Source organism: Streptomyces sp. CB02056 (genome assembly GCF_001905545.1).
Classification (GTDB): domain Bacteria; phylum Actinomycetota; class Actinomycetes; order Streptomycetales; family Streptomycetaceae; genus Kitasatospora.
This window is the reverse complement of record NZ_LIPD01000004.1, coordinates 476,650-493,736: the sequence shown is the minus strand read 5'-3', so window position 1 is coordinate 493,736 and position 17,087 is coordinate 476,650. Positions and strand designations below refer to the sequence as shown.

Below are 17,087 nucleotides of genomic sequence, written 5' to 3'. Positions count from 1 at the left end.
GAAACCTGTCGTCACCGGCTGGAGCAGTTACTTACCGATGAGGACACCCACCATGGCAGTCGTACGCTTCCATCTCGTCTCCACGCTCGGCACGGAGGACGTCCTGGCGGTGCTGACCGACTTCGGCCCCTCCCGCGCCGAGGCCTGGCCGACGATCGACACCGAACACTTCGAGGTCCACGCGCTCGGCGACACCTGGGCCGAGGTCACCGAGGGAACCGCCGCCGCCTGGGAGCGCACCCGCTACGAGTGGGAGCCCGGCGGCCGCACCGTCACCGTCACCACCCTCGACTCCAAGCTCTTCGGCCCGGGCGGCGGTTGGGTCTTCCGGATGACCCCGGAGGGCGAGGGCACCCGGGTCGACGTCCAGCTGACGCGGCAGCCGAGCACCCTCAAGGGCAGGATGCTCGCCGCGCTGCTCCCCGTCGCCGCTCCGCCGGCCCTGCGCAAGTCCTTCGCGGGGCCGCTGCGGGTCCGGTGATCCACCGCACGGACCGATCCACCCCCGAAGGGGCCGACAGCACCCGCTGTCGGCCCCTTCGCCGTCCCCCGCCCACCCCCGCACGACGTGCGAAGGCCCGGCCCGCGCCGTCGGGCGCGGGCCGGGCCGGGGCGGCACCGGAGGGGACCGGCGCCGGGCAGGGATCAGTGCCGGGAGGGGAGGACGCAGCGGAAGCTGGAGGCGGCGGCCGGGTCGCCGTGGCCCCGGTAGCGGGACACCTCGGGGTAGCGGCACAGGTCGCGGTCGACGCTCCGCCCGGTGGCGTCGAGCAGCGTGGCGGGCAGTGTCCGCGGCGCCTTGCCCTGCTCGACCCAGGCCGTCAGGGCGGCGAGGTCGTCGGTCGTGCCGCCGCCCTTGTTGAGGCCGCAGTGGGCCGTGCCCGGGGCGAGGAAGAGCCGGTAGAAGTCGTCGACCCGCTTGCCGCCGCCCATCGTCCGCTCGACCTGCCGGCGGTAGTCGACGGTGCCCTGGGCGGGGATGAACTGGTCGGCCTGGCCGTGCCAGGTCAGGAGTTTGCCGCCGGCGTCGCGGAAGGCGGACAGGTCGGGGTCGTCGGTGCCGATGATCCGGCCGTACTCGGTCCGCGACTGCTCGAACAGCCGGGTGAACCGGTCGTAGGTGATCGTCGAGACGTCGAACGCGGGCTGCTTCTCCAGCCAGTTCGTGACCCAGAGCCGGGGCACCGGGAACGGCGCGCCCCGCACCTGGCCGTCCGCGTCGGGCGCGGTGGTGCCGGCCAGCCCCGCCAGGTCGGCACCGACCGGGACGCCGGACCAGAGCCTGCGGCCCGAGGCGGTGCGCGGACCGTCCCAGATCTTGCGGACGACGGCGGCGTCGGCGGCCGTGATGGTCAGCTCCTTCCCGTCACAGACCACCGTGGTGCCGATCAGCCGGCGCGGGTCGAAGTCGCACCGCGACGCGTCGTTGACCAGCTTGTCCTCGGCTCCGTCGAGCGGGTCGCAGGCAGCGACGGCGGCGTCCGTGAAGGCCTTGAACGCGCAGGCGGACGGGTAGGTCCTCTCGTTGTTCATGACCACCTGCGGCCACAGGGTGGCGACTTCGAACTCGTCCCAGCTGACGGCGGGCGCGTTGGCGAGGATGCCGTCGAAGTCGTCGGGGTAGCGCTGCGCCTCCAGGTAGCCCTGGCGCCCGCCGGTGGAGCACCCGTTGAAGTAGGAGTAGGAGGCCGGACTGCCGAAGTGCGTGGCGACCACCTGCTTGCCGACGATCGCCGCCTCGTGCTGGGAGCGGGACGCGAGGTTGTTCAGCAGCGCGGTGTCGACCTCGCCCTTCGCGTTCAGCGCCCAGCCGGCGTCCACGGCATCGGCGAGCCCGCCGTCGGTGGTGGTCGCGGCGTAGCCGTTCTTGACCGCGGTGCCCATCCCGACGCCGTTGTCCCCGGCGGCGAAGGCGCTTCCGCCGAGCGCCTGGAAGCGGCCGTTCCAGCCGCTGACGGGCAGCCAGGTCCGCACCCTCGCATGGTCGTTGTCGCCCGGGTGGGTCAGGGCGACGGTCACCTCGCAGAAGGCGGGGACACCGGTGACCGTGCCGCCCACCACCCCGGTTCCGTCGATGGTCCCGCCCTCCCGGTGGGCCGCCGTCACGGACTCCACCGCCGTACCGGCGGGGGCCGACACGGCCGGCGCCGAACAGCCGGACGGCGCGGGCAGGGAGCCGTACGGGGTCTCCGCCACTGCCGCCGGCAGGTGCACCACGGCCAGCGCCGCGCCGGTCGCGAGCACGATCAGGAATCTCTTCATGGGTATCCGTCCAGGAAAAAGGTGGGCATGCGCCCGGCCGCCAAGGAGCGCGTGCGGGGCGTACGGGCAGGGCTGGTCGACGTACAAGATGTGTCCGGTCGAGATGGTGACGGTTCGATCGCTGACGACTGCGGGCCGATGCCCCTCGGGCAGTCGCCGCAAGTGGCGGTGATCAGCCGAGATTTGGCTCAAGCAGTCGGTGCGCAGGGGCGGCTCTCCCGTGTGCGCCGGGTCGGGCTGTTCTCATGTCCGTCACCGGTTCAGCCGGTGACGATGCTGGCACGGTCGCGCCCGGCCTGTCAACGAGACGGCGAGGGGAGCCCGGCGGCACCGGCCGGCGCGGGAGCCGGAGCGAAAGGAGCCGTGGCAGAGGGCAGTTGCCGGCCGCCGCCCGCTGGGCGCGCACATATCCGCTGCCGGCTGTCGGCGGTGCCTGCTACAGTCGCAGCGACCTGTAGTCGTGTGATCGAGGAGTGGCAGACGTGGCGGGTGACGACGACATCTCCGGGTGAGATCCGGATCTGACGGCCACCGGCCGGTGCTTCAGGAGCGCCGCCGAGGTGGTCCGTTTCGTCGTACCCCTTCTCCGCATGTCTGCCCAGGGCAGAGGTCTACCTTCCTGCCCTCATCCTTTCGAGGTCATCCCCATGTCCAACGTGTCCAACGCCGCCGTCGTCTGCTCGAACCTCTCCTTCGCCTGGCCCGACGACACCCCGGTCTTCCAGGACCTGTCCTTCACCGTGCCCGCGGGCCGGACGGGCCTGGTCGCCCCCAACGGCGCCGGCAAGAGCACCCTGCTCAAGCTGATCGCCGGCGATCTCAAGCCCGCGACCGGCTCGGTGTCGGTCACCGGGCGGCTCGGCTACCTCCGCCAGAGCCTGCCCCTGACCTCCGACCTCACCGTCGCCGAGGTGCTCGACGTCGCCGCGGTCATCCGGGCCATCGACGCCGTGGAGTCCGGGGACGTCGACGAGCGGCACTTCACCACCATCGGCGACGACTGGGACATCGAGGAGCGCACCCGCGCCCAGCTCGACCGCCTCGGCCTGACCGACCTCACCCTGGACCGCGGCCTGAGCACGCTCAGCGGCGGCCAGATCATCTCCCTCGGCCTCGCCGCCCAGCTGCTCAAGCGCCCCGACGTGCTGCTGCTCGACGAGCCGACCAACAACCTCGACGCGGAGGCCCGGCACAAGCTCTACGACGTGCTGGGGGAGTTCAACGGCTGCCTGCTGCTGGTCAGCCACGACCGCGCGCTGCTCGACCGGATGCAGCACATCGCCGAGCTCGGCAACGGCGAACTGCGCTTCTACGGGGGCGACTTCACCGCGTACGAGGAGGCCGTCCGGGCCGAGCAGGAGGTCGCCGAGAAGAACGTCCGCAACGCCGAGCAGGAGCTGAAGCGGGAGAAGCGGGAGATGCAGCAGGCCCGCGAACGCGCCGAGCGCCGTCAGAGCAACGCCGCCCGCAACCTCAAGAGCGCCGGCCTGCCCCGCATCTTCGCCGGGAACATGAAGCGCGGCGCCCAGGAGTCCGCGGGCCGGGCCGGCCAGATGCACGCGGCCCGGGTCGGCGAGGCCAAGGCCCGGCTGGACGAGGCCGGGCGCGCCCTGCGCGAGGAGCAGCGGCTCTCGCTGGAGCTGCCCGACACCCAGGTGCCCGCCGGGCGCAACCTCTTCCTCGGCGAGGGCCTGCAGGTCCACCACGCCGGCCGCCCGGTGTTCGCCGACGGCGGCGTCGACCTGAGCGTCCGCGGCCCCGAACGCATCGCGCTGACCGGGCCCAACGGCGCGGGCAAGAGCACCCTGCTGCGCCTGGTCACCGGCGAACTCACCCCGGACAGCGGGGAGATCAAGCGCAACGACGGGCGGATCGCCTACCTCTCGCAGCGCCTGGACCTGCTGGACCTCGACCGCACCGTGGCGGAGAACTTCGCCGCGTTCGCCCCCGAGCGGCCCGAGACGGAGCGGATGAACCTGCTCGCCCGCTTCCTGTTCCGCGGCGCCCGCGCCCATCTGCCGGTCGGGGTGCTCTCCGGCGGCGAGCGGCTGCGCGCCACCCTGGCCTGCGTGCTGTGCGCGGAGCCGGCCCCGCAGCTGCTGCTGCTCGACGAGCCGACCAACAACCTCGACCTGGTCAGCGCCGGGCAGTTGGAGAGCGCCCTGAACTCGTACCAGGGCGCCTTCCTGGTGGTCAGTCACGACGAGCGCTTCCTCGCCGAGATCGGGGTGAACCGCTGGCTCCGGCTGGCCGACGGCACGCTGCGGGAGACGGGGGCGCCCGCGGTGTGAACCGCCGCCGTGTGACGCGGCCCGCCCGAGGCCCGGTGCCCGGGCGGGCCCACCCCCTCACGTCGGAAGGTTCCCCGTGTTCCCCCTGTCCCAGAACGCCCTGCTCGCCCATGACCTCGTCCGCGTCCTCGGCGGTCGTCGCGTCCTCGACGGCGTCGGCCTGACCGCCGCCCCCGGCCACCGGATCGGCCTGATCGGGGAGAACGGCGCCGGCAAGTCCACCCTGCTGCGGGTGCTCGCCGGCGTGGACGAACCCGACGCGGGAAGCGTCTCCCGCCCCGATGACCTCGGCTTCCTGCACCAGGAGATGCCCTTCGACCCCGCCGCGACCGTCGCCGCCGTCCTGGACGACGCGCTGCGCGAGGCCCGCGAGGACCTGGTGGAACTGGACCGGCTCGGCGCGGAGATCGCCCGGCTCCCGGAGTCCGACCCCGGGCACCCGGAACTCCTGGACGCCTACGGCAGGCGGCTGGAACAGGCCCGGCACCGGGAGTCCTGGGACGCCGACCGCCGTGCCGCCCTGGTCCTCGACGGGCTGGGCCTCGGCGCACCGGCCCTCGGCCCGCTCGGGCACGACCGCACGCTCGGCTCGCTGTCCGGCGGACAGCGCGGCCGGCTGGCCCTCGCGGCGCTGCTGGTCCGACGGCCGTCCGCGCTGCTGCTGGACGAGCCGACCAACCACCTCGACGACGGCGCCGCCGCCTTCCTGGAGGAGCAGGTCCGCGCACTGCCCGGCACCGTGGTCGTCGCCGCCCACGACCGGGCGTTCCTCGACGCCGTCTGCACCCACCTGGTCGACCTCGACCCGACGGTGGACGGACCGGTCCGCTACGGCGGCAACTACAGCGCCTACCTGGGCGAGCGGCGCGCCGAGCGGGACCGCTGGGAGCGGCGATTCGCCGAGGAGCAGCAGGAGTTGGCGCAGCTGCGCCACGCGGCCGGCGTGACCGCGCACCTGGTCGCACCGGACCGGGGGCCGCGCGACAACGAGAAGATGGGCTACGGCCACCGGGCCGGCCGGGTGCAGAACCAGGTCTCCCGACGGGTGCGCAACGCCGCCCGCCGACTGGAGGAGCTGGAGCGCGCGCAGGTCCCCGAACCGCCGCGCCCGCTGCGGTTCGCCGTCGAATCCCTGGCGGCGGACGCCCACACGCCGTCCGACACCGGCGAGGGCCTCCGGCCCCTGGTGTCGCTCCGGGACCTCCGGGTGCCCGGCCGGCTCGCGCTCGAAAGCCTGGACGTCGCCCCGGACGACCGGCTGCTGGTCACGGGCGGCAACGGGACGGGCAAGTCCACACTGCTCGCCGTACTCGCCGGCCACCTCACGGCCGAGGGCACGGTGCACCGGCACCCCGGACTGACGGTCGGACTGCTCACCCAGGACACCGAGTTCGACCGGCCCGACCGCACCGTCCGCGACACCTACGAGCAGGCGCTGGGCGCGGCGCGCGCCGAGCGGGTGCCGCTGGGATCGCTCGGCCTGCTGCACGCGGCGGACCTGGACAAGCCCGTCGGCCGGCTGTCCGTCGGGCAGCGCCGCCGGCTCGCACTGGCGCTCCTGGTGGCCGAACCGCCCCGGCTGCTGCTGCTCGACGAACCCACCAACCACCTCTCCCCGCGCCTCTGCGACGAACTGGAGGAGGCCTTCGGCACCGGTCCCGGCGCGATCGTCCTCGCGAGCCACGACCGCTGGCTGCGCCGACGCTGGCAGGGCCGCGAGCTGCGGCTCGATCCGGCGGGCGCCACCCGTCATTGCCCCCCGGCACAGTCACCTGCCAGCATGGTGATGTGAACCTTGACCATGTCTTCGTCTGCGGGCACCCCGCCCTGGACTTCGCCGCTACGCTCCGTGCACGGCGCACGGTCCGGTTCGAGATGTTCGTGACGCCGGAGCGCCTGAACGCCTGGTACCTGGACTGCGGCCTGGTGGACACGATCACGCCCGGTGACGAGCAGGACGTCCGCGAGGCGACGACCGTCCGCGAGGCCGTCTACCGGCTGATCACCGACCGCCGGCTCGGCGAGGCCTTCGATCGCGAGGCACTCGCCGTGCTCAACGGCGCCGCGCGCAAACCGCCCGTGACACCGCAGCTCACCCTGACCGGACGGCACAACGAGGCGACCCCCGAACAGGCGCTGGCAACCGTCGCGCGCCAGGCGGTCGAACTCCTCAGCGGCCCGGACGTCCCCCTGCTGAAGGAGTGCGGCAACCCGGAGTGCACCCGGGTCTACATCGACCGCTCCCGGGGCATGCGCCGCCAGTGGTGCGGCATGGACTCCTGCGGCAACAAGATCAAGGCCGCCGCCTACCGCGCCCGGAAGAAGACCCCGTCCGCCACGACCGCCCGATAACCCCGCCGATACCCCTCCGGCCACGGCCACGGCCCCGCAGCGCGGGCCCGTGGCCGTTCGGCGTCGAACGCGCTCGGCGGGGCTGTCCGACCAGTCAGGTCCCCTCAGGCCCGGCGGCGGCCGCCGCCGGCGAGGCGGCGGTCCCGGCGGCTGCGGCGGACGGACGCCCCGAAGGTGACGATGGAGATGCTGATGATGGTGACGCTGACGACCAGCAGGACGAGGTCGGCGTTGGGCACCTGGGTCATGGCGACGGTGACGGCCGCCAGGAGGATGCAGACGCCCAGGCCTTTGAAGACGTTCATGGTGTTCTTTCGGGCTACTTCCACGCGGAGACGCGTGTCATGTACGACTTGATGACGGAGGAGACGAGCCAGTAGGTGCGGACCACCGTGAAGACGAGTTCCGGGATCAGCAGGGCCTCGACGATCATGGCCTTGGGGCCGAGCTTGCGGACCCGGAGCGCCGGGTAGAGGACCCAGAAGCCGATCATCGCCCAGAACAGCGGCGCGTGGCTGACGCCGAACCGCGCCATCGCGGCCACCTGCTTGGTGCCCCAGCCGAGGATGTAGGCGGAGGCGATGAGCCCCATGATCAGGGTGCTGATCGAGTGCCAGGTGAACTTCGTCCAGCCGCGGGCGCGCAGGGTGTCGACGGTGCCCCGGGACCAGCGTTCGCGCTGCTGGATCAGCTCGCGCAGGGTGGGCATCAGGTCGGTGTAGGCGATGCACAGCTCGTTGGCGGTGACCTTCCAGCCGGACTCCTTGAGCGCCAGCGTGGTCTCGTAGTCCTCGACGAGGTTGCGGTGGTCCTCCCAGAAGACCTCGCCGCGCCAGTCGATGAGGGTCTGCAGCGCCTCGGCCCGGTAGAAGCTGCCGGCCCCGGACATGGTGTGCACGTCGGCGCGGTAGCGGGCGCTGGCCGCCCGGCCGTACTCGATGATCTGCATGCCGAGCAGGTAGCGCTGCCAGGGGTTGCGCCACAGGCCGGTACGGCCGAGGCAGGAGGCGCTGACGCCGCCGAGCTCGGGGTCGGAGGAGATGACGTTGCGGGCCCGCTCGATGAACCGGTGGTGCAGTTCGGTGTCGGCGTCCATCACCAGGACGTGGCGCACCGCGCCGGTGAGGCGTCCGCCGACCGCCTCCCGCAGCCACTCCAGTCCGTGATTGAGGGCGCCGGCCTTCTTGTGCGGGTTGTTGTCCAGGTTGAGCACCACGGTCGGCGGGGTGCGCTCGTCGTCCGCGAACCGCTGAGCGAACTCCCGTGTGCGGTCGGTGGAGTTGTTGACGACCACGATGATGAGGTCGGGGCGCCGGCTCTGCTTCGCCAGGGAGTCCAGCGACGTGAGGACGCCGACCTCCTCGTTCCGGGCGGGAACGAGGATCACCGTGTCGTAGAGGGCGGTGCCGGCCGCGGGGGCCACCCGACCCCGACGGTGCCGGCTGCGCGAGGACCGGGCCTCCTCGATGGGCGCGCTGGGCGCGGCGGTACCTGACACGGTACGAACTCCCCCGTTTTGACGGCGCGGTAGTCAACGCCGTTCACTCTGTGTGCATCCTGTGATGGTCCGGGAGAGGATATCGCCCCAAAATGTAGATGGTTCAACGGCCCGGCGCGACACACCCCAGCAGGGGAAACGCAGCGCGACCACACGCTCCCCCACCGTGATACCGACTGCTCAGACGCTCAGCTAAAGGACGCCAAATCGGACAGATCACCCCCGGCGTTAACGTCCGCGAACGTGGCCGACACCACATATCCATTCCTTCCCCCACCTGCCTCTGGGAGGCGTTAATGCCGATCCAACCTCGTTCAAGCACCTTAAAAGAGGAGTCAAAGGCATGGATAAGATGAGCCCGAATTGATCGATCCGATGCGAAGCGTGTACGTACTGACGCCTTCCGCATCCCCCTGTGCATCCCCCTCGGAGGAGCAGTCGTGACCCGCCCCACCCCGCACACCCGCACGCGGGCCGCACTCGGGACCGCCCTCCCCCTGGTCATGCTCGCCGTCGGCGCGGGCGCCTGCGCGTCCGACGGCAAGCCGTCCGGACCGGCGGCCGCCCACGGAGCGGAGAAGCAGCAGGCCCCTGCCGCGACTCCCGTCCCCACGCCCACCGCCCCGCCCGGCCCGCCCGGCGTCCTGTTCGACGCCTTCCACTACACCGGTGCCGAGGACCCGGCCCTGGCCTCACACGGCTGGACCGTCCGCACCGACGGCGGCGGCCCCGGCGTCCGCGACACCTGGTCCAAGGAAGGCCTCTCCTTCCCCACCGTGGCCGACGCCCAGAGCGGCCAGGCCATGCGGCTGCGCGTCACCACCGACGGCACCCCCAAGGGCACCAAGCAGGTCGAGGTCGGACGCACCGCGGGCGAGTCCCTCAACGGCACCATCGCCGCCCGGGTCTTCTTCAGCGACAAGCCCACCGACGGCCGCGACGGCGACCACATCATCCAGACCGTCTATGCGATCTCGCCCGACCACAACTCGAAGAAGTACAGCGAGTTGGACTTCGAGTACATGCCCAACGGCGGCTGGGGCGCCCCCGGCCCCCGGCTCGACACCACGAGCTGGCGCAGCGCCGCCCAGAACGACCGGGACACCCTCGCCACGAACAAGAGCGTCGCCGGCTGGCACACCCTGATGCTCACCGCCGACGCCGGGAAGGTCACCTACTCCGTCGACGGCAAGACCCTCTACAGCAGCGGCAGCAAGTCCTACCCGCGCGAGCCCCTGAGCATCCGGTTCAGCTCCTGGTTGATCGACCTCCCCACGACGCCGTCCGGCACCCGGACCTGGGACATGAACGTCAACTGGCTCTACTACCAGGCCGACAAGAAGGTCCCCCTCCCCGAGGTCGAGAAGGCCGTCGGCGGCTTCTACGCCGCCAACACCACGTTCGTGAACACCCTCCCCAAGAACTGATCCCCTGTCCGAAATCCCCGGCCAAGAAGAGACAAAGGCCGGGCACGCCACGCGGCCGACCTGACGAAGGACAGCAGGGGACGAGGCCGCCCGCATGGGCGGCCTCGTCCCCTACATGTGCCCCGCGGGTCGGCAGGAGCCTTGACCCGGAACGCCACGGAAGCGTCAACGACGCCGGTGAATCCCCCTCGTATTACGGCATTCCGCCGTTCAGACCTCCGTAGTTGGCGGTCAGGGCCGCCGCGAAGGCGTCCGGGATGCCATGGAGCCAAAAGGCCATCGAGACATACGACTCCAGTGCGCCCGACACCTCGAGGAAGGGTCCGAACCGCTCGCGCCATTCGTTCCGCGTGGCCTCATCCGGAAAACCCCGGAAAACCGCGACCTCGGGATCTCTCTCGCCCCAGCACCCCCACCGTCCGGAAGGGCCGGTCACCGCGATGACATTGGCGGAAACCGCGATCGACTCCGCGAAATCATCGTCCGACGTGAAGCCGATCCTCTCCCAGTAGTCGTCCATGCCCGCGTCGACGGACAGCGACACCGCCGGGTACGTCCCACACTCCGGAAGGTAGAACTCGTCGGCACCGGGCTTGAGAACCAGCAGGTCGATGCGGTCGTCGCCGTGCCACCGGGCCATCGCGCAGAGCGTCGGCCAGAACTCCCGGGTGAGGACCGCGTCGAACTCGCAGAACAGCGAATCCCCCGCGTCCTCCCGGAAAACCTGGCCGGGCAGTCTGGCGTCGAGGTCGAAGACGGACGCGCTGCGGGAGCGGACATCGAGGTAGGCGTCGCGATCGACCATGGCCGAGTCTTCCGTTGCCGCCATTCGTCCCCCACCCTGATCCTGATATCCGCGTTCTTGCATTCCGCATTGTAGTAGTCGGCCGACGGAAATCAGGCCGCCCGCACCCCCAGCCGACGCCGTCCCCGTCGGTTCCGGCCGCGAACGGCGCCCTCGCCCACCGCGTTGACCGCCGGGTCAGCGCTCGCGCCCCCGGGCCTTGAGGGGGACGTTGGGGAGTTCCGGGGCGGGGAGGCGGGCGCCGGCGTAGCCGTGGACCTCGCCGAAGCGGGTGCCGGTCATCCAGTCGGTGCGGGCCTGGGCGATGTCGTCGGTGGTGCGGCCGATGAAGTTCCACCACATGACGATCTTCTCGTCGAAGGGCTCGCCGCCGAGGAGGAGGACGGCGGCGTCGGCGGCGGCGCGGAGGGGGAGGTCGGGGCGGCCGCAGCCGAGGTAGAGCATGGAGCCGGGCTCGACCGGGACGTCGTCGACGTCGACGCGGCCGGACATGGCGAGGACGGCGTACTCGAAGTCGGGGACGAGCGGGAGGCGGAGGTCCGCGCCGCCGGTGAGGGCGAGGTCGGCGCCGACCAGCGGGGTGTGGGTGGTGCCGGGCGAGGTGGCGGTGTCGAGGGTGCCGAGGATGACGGTGGCGCGCAGGCCCGGGGCGGTGACCACGGGCAGGTCGGGGTGGTGCTCGAAGGCGGGGGCGAGGTGGCGGCCGGCCTCCGGGAGGGCGACCCAGAGCTGGGCGCCGTGCAGGTGGCGGACGTGCGGGCGGGGGGACTCCTCGGAGTGGGAGATCGCCCGGCCGGAGGTCATCAGGCCCAGCTCGTACGGCCGGACGGTCTGGAGGCTGCCCAGGCTGTCGCGGTGCAGCACCTCGCCCTGGTGGAGCCAGCTGACCGTCTGGAGGCCCATGTGCGGGTGCGGCGGGACCTGCATGCCGGGCTCGTCGGCGATGTCGTCGGGGCCGTAGTGGTCCACGAAGCACCAGGCTCCGACCATCCGGCGGCCGAGGTTGGGCAGCAGGCGGCGGACCACCGTGCCTGCGCCGAGCGGGAACTGACGGGCCGTCAGCAGGTCCTTCGCCGGGCCGGTGCCGGCCTCGCGGCCGCAGCTGGTCGGGGCCGGCTTGAGGTCGAGGTTGCTCATCGCGGTTCCACCACCGTACGGAGAGGGGCCGGGCGGGGTCCTCGGCTCCTCGGAGGACACCGTCACCGATCACGGAGGGCACCGTCACCGATCATCCGCCACGGTGCGGGGTTCCTCCACCCCTGCCCGGCCATCCGGCGAAACCGGCGACGGCCCGGCGCACCAGTAGGCCGCCGGGCCGCCGCCCCCGGGGTGCTCAGTGCCCGCAGGCCCACCAGGCGTCGGCCGCCGCCTTCTCGGCGAGCCCCCGCAGGTTGCGGACCGCCTCGGCCGGGTCCTCGGCCCCGTACACCGCCGAGCCGGCCACGAACACGTCCGCGCCCGCCTCCGAGCAGCGCTCGATCGTGCTGGCCGCGACGCCGCCGTCCACCTGGAGCCACAGCTCCAGGTCGTGCTTGGCGATCAGCTCCCGGGTGCGGCGGATCTTCGGCAGCATGATGTCCAGGAAGGCCTGGCCGCCGAAGCCGGGCTCGACGGTCATGATCAGCACCATGTCGAGCTCGGGCAGCAGGTCCTCGTACGGCTCGATCGGGGTGCCGGGCTTGAGCGCCATCGAGGCGCGGGCGCCCTTGGCGCGGATCTCGCGGGCGAGGCGGACGGGCGCGGCGGCGGCCTCGACGTGGAAGGTGACCGAGCCGGCGCCGGCCTCGACGTACTGCGGGGCCCAGCGGTCCGGGTCCTCGATCATCAGGTGGAGGTCGAGCGGGATGTCGGTGGCGCGGGCGAGCGACTCGACCACCGGGACACCGAGGGTGAGGTTGGGCACGAAGTGGTTGTCCATGACGTCCACGTGCAGCCAGTCGGAACCCCGGACGGCCTCGGCCTCGTCGGCGAGCCGGGCGAAGTCCGCGGACAGGATGCTGGGGTTGATCTGGGCCATGACCGACTACCTTCGTACGAGGGCTTGCGAGGGCTCGGCGCCCCCGGAACGGGCACCTCATCCCATCATCCCGTGCCGTACCGCCGCCGACCGCACGGCGCCGCCCCCGCGTGACCGTCATCACACCCCCTCGGGGGTTACCGGGGCCTTCCCCGTGGTCATCAGCCCTTGTACGGTCCACGCACCTGCCAGGTGAACGGTCCACGCTCCTGCCGCGTGAACGGTCCACGCATCCGCCGCGGCTCCCGCCGGGCCGTCGTCCCGACCAGCCGAGCGCCCCGGCCCGCCCGGGGCTCCGTCCGAGGAAGGTCCCTCGATGACCGATCTCGTCCACCCCGCCCGCGCGTTGTGGTGGCTCTTCGAGCCGGTGCACGCCGTCACCTACTTCCTGCCCGAGGGCCGATCCGCCTTCGAGGAGGCCGGTCTGCACGGCAGCCTGCACGGCTACTTCGCCACCCGCGCGGCCCCGCTCGGAGCGGTGGACGCCCCGCCGGTCACCGCCGCGTTCTTCAACTTCGCTCCGGCGATGGTCGAGCGGGCCCTGCCGGAGGTGTGGAACCACGCGAGCCCGGAGGAGGCGCTGGCCGTTCGACTGAAGGCCTCGGCGACGATCCTGGGCCGGCTGCTGGAGCACGTGGACAAGAACCAGGTGGAGCTGGTCGCCGAGACCCTGGAGCAGGCCGCCACCCGGCTGGACTGCGCCGGCCGGGTGCTGGCCGCCGCCAACGCCGCGCTGCCCCGCCCGAGCGGCCTGTACGAGCGGCTCTGGCAGGCCGCCACCGTGATGCGCGAGCACCGCGGCGACGGCCACGTGGCCGCCCTAGTGGCGGCCGGGCTGGACGGCTGCGAGGCGCTGGTGGTCCGCTGCACGATGGACATGCGGCGCGAGATGATCCAGCCGCTGCGCGGGTGGACGGACGCCGAGTGGGAGGCGGCCGCCGAGCGCCTGGTCGAGCGCGGCTGGCTGACCGCCGAGGGGACGGTCACCGAGCTCGGCCGGATCCGCCACCAGACCCTGGAGGCCGCCACCGACCTGGCCGCCGCCCGGGTCTGGGACGACTACCCGCGCGCCGAACTCGACCGGCTGGCGGCGGCGTTGAAGCCGATCTCGGCGCTCTGTCGCAGCGAGCTGCCGATCAACCCGATGGGGCTCCCGGACAACCAGTGACGGCCGGCCCGCCCGGCCCGCCCGGTCCGCGACGTCGGGCCGAGGACGCCGCCAGGGCCCGCCTGCGGCCTCAGGACGAGGACGCCGCCAAGGCCCGTCCTCGGCCTCAGGACGAGAGCGCCCCGGGCGGGCCGAGCACGATCGCCCGCCCGGCGTAGAACCGCCCGAACGACCGCCACGGCACGCGCGCGAAGGCCTGCGACTCCCCTGGGAACCCGGAGGGGTTGTGGACCAGCAGCGCCGTGTCCGTGGCGCCCACCGCCAGCACCAGGTGCCCGCCGCGCCGCACCGGCTCCGGCCCGTACGGCTCCCGGATCGACGGGTGCACCGAGAGCATCACCAGCCGGCCGCCGACCACCTCGGCCGACACCTCCTCGGGCGTCAACTCCCGGGCCCGCGCGGCCAGTCCCCAGCGCCGCTCGACGTACCCGGCGAACGGCGCGTGGATCAGCCCGCGCAGGCCGTCGCCGTCCCGCAGGTACGCGCCGGCCGCCAGGCACTCCTCCGCGAGCGCCATCGCCGCCGGGTTCACGCCCCACCAGTGCGCCAGTGCCATCCGCAGGCAGGCCACCCCGCACAGCCGCCAGGACCACCACGCGTACTCCTCCGCGGTGGCCGCTCCGGACTGCCCCCAGCGCGGGTCGGCGGACGCGTCCAGCCGCCCGTCGACGATCTCCCGCACCAGCTCCGCCGACTCCCACTGCGCGCGGTACGGCACCTCGTGCACCACCCGTACCGGCCGCGCCGGCGCCTCCGGCCGCGCGTCGCCCCGATCCACCATCCCCCGACGCTCTCACGGCACGGCGGCCGGGCGGCTCACGACACTCCCTGCGCGGCCGTACTCAGGCGCCGGGCCCGGCCTCGGCCGGCTCCACCCCACCGGACTCCGGCTCCCGGTAGGCCAGCCGCTGGGACGCCCGCCGGCCGCGCGCCTCCAGCGGCAGCGAGCCGGTGGCACCGGCCAGGCCGAACGGCGGCATGTCGAAGTAGATCGCCTCGTACCCGCCCTGCGGCACGATGTACGTCTCGTGCCAGAGCCCGACGTGGCCGCGCGTCTTCCCCTGCCGCAGCTTGCGGTTGACGATGCCCCACACGGTGTGGTGGAAGCCGTCCGGCGCGCTCGCGTAGCCGTACAGCTTCTCCTTCGATTCCCAGTACTGGACGACGTAGTAGGTGCGCGGCGAGGCGGTCAGCAGGATGCGGCCGCGCAGGCCGCGCTCGGGGGCGCGGCCCAGCTCGTACAGCATCCGGAGCATCGAGAACATCACCGGGCCCCAGTGGTGCACGGCCCAGAAGCGGTTGATCCGCATGCCGATCAGCAGCACCACGGTGTCGCCGGTGGCGGCGGCCGTGGTGTAGCCCGGCTGCGGCTTGGCGAACAAGGACATCTCTGCCTCCCGTGCCCGTGCCGATGTAATCGGTGATTACATCAGCGCGGAATGGCCCGGTCAAGGCTCGTCCAGCGCACAATTCGGTTACGGCGAAGGCTGGTTGGCGATCCCCTGGCCGAAGGTGTCCATCACCTGGCAGGCCAGCTCCTCCGCCGCCGCGGCCGGCAGGTAGCCGTCCAGGATCATCTGCGCCAGCCCGTACACCAGCGCCTGCCCGGCCAGCCCGACCAGCGCCGGATCCCCGGGGCGCAGCAGGCCCGCCTCCTGGTCCGCGACGATCAGGTCCGTGAACACCCGGTCGATGCCGTCCAGCCGCTCGCTCAGCTCCGGATCCCGCGAGGCGGCGAATACCCGCGAGCGCACCAGCTCGAACCGCCGCGGATGGCGCAGCACGTACCGGACGACCCCCAGCCCGATCGCCCGCATCACCGACCTGCCGTCCGGCCCGGCGGCCGCCACCTGGGCCTCCTGCCAGCGCACGAAGTCCGCCAGAACCCGGTCCGCCAGCGCGGTCAACAGCGCCTGCCGGTCGGCGAAGTGACGGAACGGCGCCCCCGCCGACACCCCGGCCCGGCGCGCCACCTCCCGCACGCTGACCTTCTCCTGCCCCTGCTCGTCCAGCACCTCGAACGCCGCCGCCACCAACGCCTCCGGCAACGCCCCGTGGTGGTACGCCCCCCGGCCCCCGCCCCGCTTCCGCGCCCGCTCCCGCTCCCGCTCCTTCATGCCTGCCTTGCTACCACAGCCGCGCCCCCGGCCAGGCCGTCTTCCACGGCCGCCGGGGGCGCGACGGAGGCACCGGCCGGGGCCGGGGTACGGGGACCGATGATGTGGGCGGGCTACCAGGCGTAGTCCTCCGGGGCGGGGCGGTGGCCCGGAAAGAGCTCGTCGAGGTGGTCGAGGGTCTTCTGGTCGAGCTTGAGGTCGAGCGCGCCGACGGCGGCGTCGAGGTGGGCCCGGGTGCGGGGGCCGATGATGGGGGCGGTGACGACGGGGCGGGAGAGGAGCCAGGCGAGGGCGAGGTCGGCGGGGTCGGCGCCGAGTTCGGCGGCGAGGTCCTCGTAGGCCTGGATGCGGTCGCGGTGCTTGGCGAGGAGTTCGCTCGCGAGGGCCATGCCGCTGCGGTCCTGGGTGCCCTCGCGCTCCTTGCGCAGGACGCCGCCGAGCAGGCCGCTGCGCAGCGGGGACCACGGGATCAGCCCGAGGCCGTAGTGCTGGAGGGCGGGGACGACCTCGAGTTCGACCGCCCGGTCGAGCAGGTTGTAGAGGGACTGCTCGCTGACCAGGCCGAGGAAGTGGCGGGCGCGGGCGGTCTCCTGGGCCTGGGCGATGTGCCAGCCGGCGAAGTTGCTGGAGCCCACGTAGACGACCTTGCCCTGGGCGACCAGGACCTCCATCGCCTGCCAGATCTCCTCCCAGGGCGTGGCCCGGTCGATGTGGTGCATCTGGTAGAGGTCGATGTGGTCGGTCTGGAGGCGGCGCAGGCTGGCCTCGACCGCCTTGCGGACGGCGACCGCGGAGAGCCTGCTCTCGTTGGGCCAGTCCCCCATGTCGCCGTAGACCTTGGTGGCGAGGACGGTGCGCTCGCGGCGGCCGCCGCCCTTGGCGAACCAGCGGCCGATGATCTCCTCGGTACGCCCGCGCAGCCGGCCCTCGCGGTCGCGGCCGTACGTGTTGGCGGTGTCGAAGAAGTTGATGCCGTGCTCGTGGGCGGCGTCCATGAGGCGGTGGGCCTCGGCCTCCTCGGTGTGGGGGCCGAAGTTCATGGTGCCGAGGCAGAGGCGGGAGACGGTCAGGCCGGTGCGGCCGAGGTGGGTGTACTCCATGGCGCCCCACCCAAGACCACACCGGCCCCGCTGTCCAGCACATTAGGGGG

At 72.6% G+C, this 17,087-nt stretch carries 16 protein-coding genes; 6 read left to right on the top strand and 10 right to left on the bottom strand.

The window, feature by feature from the left end; all coding sequences use genetic code 11:
- Positions 1-52 precede the first annotated feature (52 nt).
- Positions 53-481 carry a hypothetical protein gene (locus tag AMK13_RS14180; RefSeq protein ID WP_074002426.1) on the top strand — a complete coding sequence of 143 codons (429 nt, stop codon included), beginning with the start codon at positions 53-55 and terminating at the stop codon, positions 479-481.
- A gap of 164 nt (positions 482-645) precedes the next feature.
- Here the strand turns inward: AMK13_RS14180 and AMK13_RS14175 are convergent, their stop codons facing one another.
- Complete coding sequence (locus AMK13_RS14175) at positions 646-2,262, bottom strand: tannase/feruloyl esterase family alpha/beta hydrolase (protein WP_074002425.1); 1,617 nt, start codon at positions 2,260-2,262, stop codon at positions 646-648.
- Positions 2,263-2,918: 656 nt separating this feature from the next.
- On the opposite strand from AMK13_RS14175, the gene abc-f reads away from it, so the two are divergent.
- The 3 genes from abc-f (at position 2,919) to AMK13_RS14160 (ending at position 6,905) form a co-directional block, all read left to right on the top strand.
- Positions 2,919-4,553, top strand: a complete 1,635-nt coding sequence (abc-f, locus tag AMK13_RS14170; RefSeq protein WP_074002631.1) for a ribosomal protection-like ABC-F family protein — start codon at positions 2,919-2,921, stop codon at positions 4,551-4,553.
- An 85-nt stretch (positions 4,554-4,638) separates the two neighbouring features.
- Positions 4,639-6,345, top strand: coding sequence for an ABC-F family ATP-binding cassette domain-containing protein (locus tag AMK13_RS14165; RefSeq protein WP_074002630.1), 1,707 nt, complete (start codon positions 4,639-4,641; stop codon positions 6,343-6,345).
- A complete protein-coding gene (locus AMK13_RS14160) occupies positions 6,342-6,905 on the top strand; it encodes a CGNR zinc finger domain-containing protein (protein WP_074002424.1) in 564 nt (187 codons plus the stop codon). The genes AMK13_RS14165 and AMK13_RS14160 overlap by 4 nt, the downstream gene beginning before the upstream one ends.
- A gap of 104 nt (positions 6,906-7,009) precedes the next feature.
- Here AMK13_RS14160 and AMK13_RS14155 read toward each other — a convergent pair whose 3' ends face one another.
- Positions 7,010-7,210: a hypothetical protein gene (locus tag AMK13_RS14155; protein ID WP_074002423.1), complete on the bottom strand. Its 201-nt coding sequence runs from the start codon at positions 7,208-7,210 to the stop codon at positions 7,010-7,012.
- Positions 7,211-7,224: 14 nt separating this feature from the next.
- A complete protein-coding gene (locus AMK13_RS14150) occupies positions 7,225-8,403 on the bottom strand; it encodes a glycosyltransferase family 2 protein (protein WP_079272107.1) in 1,179 nt (392 codons plus the stop codon).
- 440 nt (positions 8,404-8,843) lie between these two features.
- Between AMK13_RS14150 and AMK13_RS14145 the strand changes: the two genes are divergently transcribed.
- Positions 8,844-9,830, top strand: coding sequence for a glycoside hydrolase family 16 protein (locus AMK13_RS14145; protein WP_074002421.1), 987 nt, complete (start codon positions 8,844-8,846; stop codon positions 9,828-9,830).
- 193 nt (positions 9,831-10,023) lie between these two features.
- Here AMK13_RS14145 and AMK13_RS14140 read toward each other — a convergent pair whose 3' ends face one another.
- The 3 genes from AMK13_RS14140 to rpe all read right to left on the bottom strand — a co-directional run bounded on the left by AMK13_RS14140 (position 10,024) and on the right by rpe (position 12,652).
- On the bottom strand, positions 10,024-10,659 hold the full coding sequence (locus tag AMK13_RS14140; RefSeq protein WP_241852873.1) for a hypothetical protein: 636 nt from the start codon (positions 10,657-10,659) through the stop codon (positions 10,024-10,026).
- Between the two features lie 153 nt (positions 10,660-10,812).
- Positions 10,813-11,772 carry a pirin family protein gene (locus AMK13_RS14135; protein WP_074002420.1) on the bottom strand — a complete coding sequence of 320 codons (960 nt, stop codon included), beginning with the start codon at positions 11,770-11,772 and terminating at the stop codon, positions 10,813-10,815.
- A 196-nt stretch (positions 11,773-11,968) separates the two neighbouring features.
- Entirely contained in the window at positions 11,969-12,652 is a 684-nt protein-coding gene (gene rpe, locus AMK13_RS14130; protein WP_049649291.1) for a ribulose-phosphate 3-epimerase, read from the bottom strand.
- 316 nt (positions 12,653-12,968) lie between these two features.
- Here rpe and AMK13_RS14125 point away from each other — a divergent pair, with 316 nt between their 5' ends.
- Positions 12,969-13,820 (top strand): SCO6745 family protein, encoded by an 852-nt coding sequence (locus AMK13_RS14125; RefSeq protein ID WP_074002419.1) that lies wholly within the window; start codon positions 12,969-12,971, stop codon positions 13,818-13,820.
- A 106-nt stretch (positions 13,821-13,926) separates the two neighbouring features.
- Here the strand turns inward: AMK13_RS14125 and AMK13_RS14120 are convergent, their stop codons facing one another.
- From AMK13_RS14120 to AMK13_RS14105, 4 genes are all read right to left on the bottom strand, one after another.
- The gene (locus tag AMK13_RS14120; RefSeq protein ID WP_074002418.1) at positions 13,927-14,601 is read right to left on the bottom strand and encodes a C39 family peptidase; all 675 of its coding nucleotides are present in this window, start codon (positions 14,599-14,601) and stop codon (positions 13,927-13,929) included.
- Positions 14,602-14,662: 61 nt separating this feature from the next.
- A complete protein-coding gene (locus tag AMK13_RS14115; RefSeq protein WP_107418735.1) occupies positions 14,663-15,208 on the bottom strand; it encodes a DUF4188 domain-containing protein in 546 nt (181 codons plus the stop codon).
- Between the two features lie 87 nt (positions 15,209-15,295).
- The gene (locus AMK13_RS45865; RefSeq protein ID WP_074002417.1) at positions 15,296-15,937 is read right to left on the bottom strand and encodes a TetR/AcrR family transcriptional regulator; all 642 of its coding nucleotides are present in this window, start codon (positions 15,935-15,937) and stop codon (positions 15,296-15,298) included.
- Between the two features lie 113 nt (positions 15,938-16,050).
- The gene (locus AMK13_RS14105; RefSeq protein ID WP_074002416.1) at positions 16,051-17,037 is read right to left on the bottom strand and encodes an aldo/keto reductase; all 987 of its coding nucleotides are present in this window, start codon (positions 17,035-17,037) and stop codon (positions 16,051-16,053) included.
- Positions 17,038-17,087: the final 50 nt, after the last annotated feature.

What these genes read in the sequence shown, in the direction of transcription:
- AMK13_RS14140 (WP_241852873.1), bottom strand. Translation starts at nt 10,659, where the DNA reads ATGGCGGCAACGGAAGACTCGGCCATGGTCGATCGCGACGCCTACCTC.
- AMK13_RS14105 (WP_074002416.1), bottom strand. Translation starts at nt 17,037, where the DNA reads ATGGAGTACACCCACCTCGGCCGCACCGGCCTGACCGTCTCCCGCCTC.
- AMK13_RS14135 (WP_074002420.1), bottom strand. Translation starts at nt 11,772, where the DNA reads ATGAGCAACCTCGACCTCAAGCCGGCCCCGACCAGCTGCGGCCGCGAG.
- rpe (WP_049649291.1), bottom strand. Translation starts at nt 12,652, where the DNA reads ATGGCCCAGATCAACCCCAGCATCCTGTCCGCGGACTTCGCCCGGCTC.
- AMK13_RS45865 (WP_074002417.1), bottom strand. Translation starts at nt 15,937, where the DNA reads ATGAAGGAGCGGGAGCGGGAGCGGGCGCGGAAGCGGGGCGGGGGCCGG.
- AMK13_RS14155 (WP_074002423.1), bottom strand. Translation starts at nt 7,210, where the DNA reads ATGAACGTCTTCAAAGGCCTGGGCGTCTGCATCCTCCTGGCGGCCGTC.
- AMK13_RS14115 (WP_107418735.1), bottom strand. Translation starts at nt 15,208, where the DNA reads ATGTCCTTGTTCGCCAAGCCGCAGCCGGGCTACACCACGGCCGCCGCC.
- AMK13_RS14125 (WP_074002419.1), top strand. Translation starts at nt 12,969, where the DNA reads ATGACCGATCTCGTCCACCCCGCCCGCGCGTTGTGGTGGCTCTTCGAG.
- AMK13_RS14180 (WP_074002426.1), top strand. Translation starts at nt 53, where the DNA reads ATGGCAGTCGTACGCTTCCATCTCGTCTCCACGCTCGGCACGGAGGAC.
- AMK13_RS14120 (WP_074002418.1), bottom strand. Translation starts at nt 14,601, where the DNA reads ATGGTGGATCGGGGCGACGCGCGGCCGGAGGCGCCGGCGCGGCCGGTA.
- AMK13_RS14175 (WP_074002425.1), bottom strand. Translation starts at nt 2,262, where the DNA reads ATGAAGAGATTCCTGATCGTGCTCGCGACCGGCGCGGCGCTGGCCGTG.